The organism is Clostridium sp. MCC353, from assembly GCF_018785315.1.
Classification (GTDB): Bacteria; Bacillota; Clostridia; order Lachnospirales; family Lachnospiraceae; genus CHH4-2.
Genome location: NZ_WQPN01000099.1, coordinates 665 through 4,980, shown reverse-complemented (window position 1 = coordinate 4,980; position 4,316 = coordinate 665). Strand labels below are relative to the sequence as shown.

Genomic DNA, 4,316 nt, shown 5'->3' with positions numbered 1-4,316 from the left:
GAATGGGCATCGGACCGCCCTCTTTCATGCTGGAAGCCTTAGTTCAACTTAACGGTTGGAATCAGATCCCTGTATCGTTTGTTTCCCCTGCCCCGGTCCCCGGCCTGGTTTCCCGCCATCCGGTCTCCCCGCTTCCTTGCGTATCTTTCACCAATTAAATCCCAATTTTCATCTCATTTTATTTTTCCTGATGCGGCAGCCGCCCCCTGGTAAATCTGTTTTTCAAAGCTTTGAAATTAAAGGGGATCAGAGGATAAATATAACTCTTTCCTGCAATGGTTTTGTTAAATACAATTGCGCAGACAGAGATGATGATTCCGGCGATATATCCGTAAATGTTAAATATGGCGGTCAAAATAAGCAGGATAATGCGCATGAATTTAAGGGCATAACCCAGCTCAAAACTGGCCTGGGAGTAGTTTGCCACCGTAACGAACGCCATATACAGCATGGTTTCACTGTTAAACCAACCTGATTTTACAGAATATTCGCCCAAAACAATACCGGCTATTACACTCAGGGGCGTGGTCAGCATGCTGGGGGTGTTGACTGCGGCCAGACGTAGTCCGTCAATGGCGAATTCCAGAATGAGAAGCTGGAAGATCAGCGCAACATAAGAGGGATCCGACAGCTTGATGAACTCCAGCCATGGCGGTATGATGTCCGTATTCTGCATGAGAAGCAGCCAGGTAGGGGTGAGCAGCAGGGTTAAAATGGATATAATCATACGGGACAGCCGCAGATAAGTTCCTGTTATCGGCGGAAAGTAGTAATCATCCGCCTCTTCGATGATGTCAAATACGGAGGACGGAAGAATCATGGCGGATGGGGAATTATCCACCAGTATGATTATATTTCCCTCCAGAATCGACGCGGCTGCGGTGTCGGGACGCTCGGAAAACTTGAATTTAGGAAATGGATTGTACCATTTTCCAGGATAGAGGCATTCGGCCAGGCTCTCCTGATTCATAGTCAGCGCGTCCACATGGAGTTTTTGAATCCGCGTTTTTATCAGGTCTAAAAGTTTGCCGTCCACCCGGTCTTTCATGTAGCAGACAGCAATATCCGTATGGGAACGCTCGCCTGCATTCATGATTTCCACGGTCATTCTGGGATCGCGGATTCTCCGCCGGATCAGCGCTGTATTGAATATCAGGGTTTCCACGAAACCATCCCTGGAACCGCGCATTACCTTATCTTTTTCAGGTTCGGAAACGCCTCTGGACGGATAGGTGCGGCAGTCAACAGTCAGGCACCCTGCATAACCGTCAATGAACAGGCAGGATACGCCGGAAAGGAGCTGGAGAATCATATCCGCATCATTGTCCACAATGCCCACTTCCCCATAAGGGATAAACATTTTTGAAAATTCATGTATATCTAAGGGCAGATCCTCGGGCTTCAGCGCAAAGAAGGACGGGAAAATTTTCAGCCATACCTCATCCTTTGTAAAACCGTCAATAAAATAAAGACAAGCTTTGCGTCCCCCAAAATTTATGACACGATAGACTACATCAAAGTTGGTATCCACGTCCAATTTTTTACTCAAGTAGTCCATATTATCCGATAACTGACTGGAAAAATTCATAATAACCTCCATTTCATGTTAATATTGCGATAACAGAAGTATGCGCAGTTTTTATCAAAAATATGAAAGCTATGGGGAGAAGACAAATGTCTTTGCTGTAAAGACTTCTATGGTAAAGATTCATAAAATGAATGTCGATTTATTGTCACTTATGCAAAAATGCACAAAAAAAGTTGACATCCATAGATAAAAGTGCTATATTGTCCATGTGAGAAGCACAAAGGGGTGCCTTGCGAATTTCTCCGGCATGGGGATGCCGGGATACATAACTAATAGTGTGACGGTTTTGATCGTGACCAAAGAGCTGCTTTCTGTGGGGGAAAGGCAGCTCTTTATTATTCCATAGGAGAGTTGCGGCTGGGGGGCATTGAAATTCTCAAATGGCGGAAAGCCTATATAAAACCACAAAAGATCGGAGCGTAAAGATGGAATGCAGAGTATTTCCTCTCAACACATTGGAACATTACAGATATGTTGTTATTTTATCCATATATAAAGAAAAAATAATGCTGAGCAGGCATAAACAGCGGACCACCTGGGAAACCCAGGGAGGGCATATAGAGATGGGGGAAACTCCTGAAAAAGCAGCCGAAAGGGAATTGTTTGAAGAATCGGGTGCGGTAAAGTACCGCATAGAACCCATATTTGACTATTGGGCAGGCGATGAAGGATCGGGCGCCAATGGCATGGTTTTTTTAGCGCGGATCGACGAGGTCGGAAGCTTACCTGAGAGTGAGATGAAGGAAATTTCTTTTTTTCAAAGCCTGCCTGAAAATCTGACCTATCCTGATATCACACCTGTGCTGTTTCAAAATGCATTTGGTTCGGTATGATGATAAGCATTATAAAAGAACGGGTATTGGAGTTGAGTTAAATCTGCCGTTGAATGAGGTACTAAACAGCCCTTTAAGCAAATATCCGGGATATCATAAATGAAAAAACAAACAAGGGGGAAGAAACATGATACTTTCTGACAAAACAATCCGCTCCATGCTTTCTCAGGGAACCCTGGGAATCACTCCATTGGAGGAGAATCAGATTCAGCCGGCCAGCGTTGATATCCGTCTGGGAAACACGTTCAGCATTGTGGAAGATGACTGCAATTCCATCATGCAGATGGGAAAAATGGTGGCGTATAAGACCATTGAAGCTGATCATTATATCCTGCTTCCGGGGCATTTTGTGCTGGCCACCACTATGGAATACTTCCGCATGCCGGACGATCTGACTGCTTTTGTGGAGGGTCGCAGTTCTGTGGGCCGCATGGGTTTGTTCATCCAGAATGCGGGCTGGGTGGATCCGGGATTTGAAGGTGAGATCACGTTGGAACTTTTTAATGCAAACCGCTGTGCCATTGAACTTCAGACGGGCAGGAGAATCGGCCAGCTGGTATTTGCCCAGTTGGATCAAAAGGCAGATAAACCATATAGGGGAAAATACTATGGACAGCGTGGTGCAACCGGCTCCAGAATCTATCTGGACAACGAAGTCTCTGCAAAATAGGTTTGGTAACAATAGAGCAGGAGCAAATAAGAGGGTATAATTGCAAATTACAATGTATTGAAGAATAAAATCCAGGAATACTATTCCATACGGCTATTCGGCTGATAATAAAAAGAATGGAATGACTGGTTATGGGAAAAATGACAGAATGGGAAAATACAGAAGGTGGTTTTTTATCGTTAGTCACCCTGATGGCGGTGATTGCCTCGGCGGCGCTGCAGGCTTATGCTGTTCAGGCGTTCATCCAGCCTGCCAACCTTGTTTCCGGAGGTTTTATGGGACTGGCGCTGTTGGTTAACCGCCTTGGAAATATGGTGGGAATTCCCTTATCCACCTCTCTTGCGCTGCTTTTATTTAATCTGCCCGTGGCGTGGATCTGCAGTAAAAGCATCAGTATCCGGTTTACCATATTCTCTTTAATACAGGTACTGACAGCCAGTATCCTGCTGAAGGTGTGCGATTTTACACCTCTGTTTGATGATGAGATTCTGAATGTTATTTTCGGCGGTGTTGCCTTCGGTTTTTCAACAGTAATCGCCCTTAGAGGCAATGCCTCGGCAGGCGGAACCGATTTTATCGCTCTATATGTGTCCAATAAAAAGGACCGTTCTATCTGGGAATATGTATTTGCCGGAAATGTGATTTTAATAGCGGTTTACGGCGCTTTTTTCGGATGGGAATACGCAGGCTATTCCATTGTATTCCAATACATTGCGACTAAAATCATATCTGCGTTTCACCACAGATATGAACGTCTTACCCTTCAGATCACCACAGTGCTGGCCCCGCAGGTCATCGATGCCTACATTAAGCAGTTCCGCCATGGAATTTCCTGCGTAGAGGCCATGGGAGGTTACAGCAAAAAGAAAATGTACCTTCTCCATACGGTAATTTCCTCTTATGAACTGCAGAATGCGGTACAGCTAATCAGGCAGATTGATAATAAGGTGATTATAAATGTTTTTAAAACAAATGCATTTTACGGGTCATTTTATAGAAAACCTATGAAGTGAATCTTTATTTAGTTGAGGAAGTTACGCCGTGAATCCTGGGGATGGGGACGGACAGGGGCGGAGGCCCGCTTGGATGGTTGGCACCGGGCGGAGCGGAATCCGTTGGCGATGAAAACCTGCTTCCAACCGTAAGTGAAACTAAGGCTCCAGGGACGGAAAAAGACGGTCCGATGCCCATTCACGGTAAACTCTTTATGGGACTTTACCGTGAA

4 protein-coding genes are annotated in these 4,316 nt (G+C 45.3%); 3 read left to right on the top strand and 1 reads right to left on the bottom strand.

Features of this window, described 5'->3' with window-relative positions; genetic code table 11:
- Window positions 1-178: 178 nt before the first annotated feature.
- A complete protein-coding gene (locus GPL15_RS17305) occupies window positions 179-1,588 on the bottom strand; it encodes a spore germination protein (RefSeq protein ID WP_215699946.1) in 1,410 nt (469 codons plus the stop codon).
- Window positions 1,589-2,013: 425 nt separating this feature from the next.
- Here GPL15_RS17305 and GPL15_RS17300 point away from each other — a divergent pair, with 425 nt between their 5' ends.
- The 3 genes from GPL15_RS17300 (at window position 2,014) to GPL15_RS17290 (ending at window position 4,104) form a co-directional block, all read left to right on the top strand.
- Window positions 2,014-2,421, top strand: coding sequence for an NUDIX domain-containing protein (locus tag GPL15_RS17300; RefSeq protein WP_215699945.1), 408 nt, complete (start codon window positions 2,014-2,016; stop codon window positions 2,419-2,421).
- 127 nt (window positions 2,422-2,548) lie between these two features.
- Entirely contained in the window at window positions 2,549-3,091 is a 543-nt protein-coding gene (gene dcd / locus GPL15_RS17295; protein WP_215699944.1) for a dCTP deaminase, read from the top strand.
- A 140-nt stretch (window positions 3,092-3,231) separates the two neighbouring features.
- The gene (locus GPL15_RS17290) at window positions 3,232-4,104 is read left to right on the top strand and encodes a YitT family protein (protein WP_215699948.1); all 873 of its coding nucleotides are present in this window, start codon (window positions 3,232-3,234) and stop codon (window positions 4,102-4,104) included.
- The last annotated feature ends 212 nt before the right edge of the window (window positions 4,105-4,316 follow it).

Coding starts and splice junctions, on each gene's coding strand:
- GPL15_RS17305 (WP_215699946.1), bottom strand. CDS start 1,588: ATGAATTTTTCCAGTCAGTTATCGGATAATATGGACTACTTGAGTAAA.
- GPL15_RS17300 (WP_215699945.1), top strand. CDS start 2,014: ATGGAATGCAGAGTATTTCCTCTCAACACATTGGAACATTACAGATAT.
- GPL15_RS17290 (WP_215699948.1), top strand. CDS start 3,232: ATGACAGAATGGGAAAATACAGAAGGTGGTTTTTTATCGTTAGTCACC.
- dcd (WP_215699944.1), top strand. CDS start 2,549: ATGATACTTTCTGACAAAACAATCCGCTCCATGCTTTCTCAGGGAACC.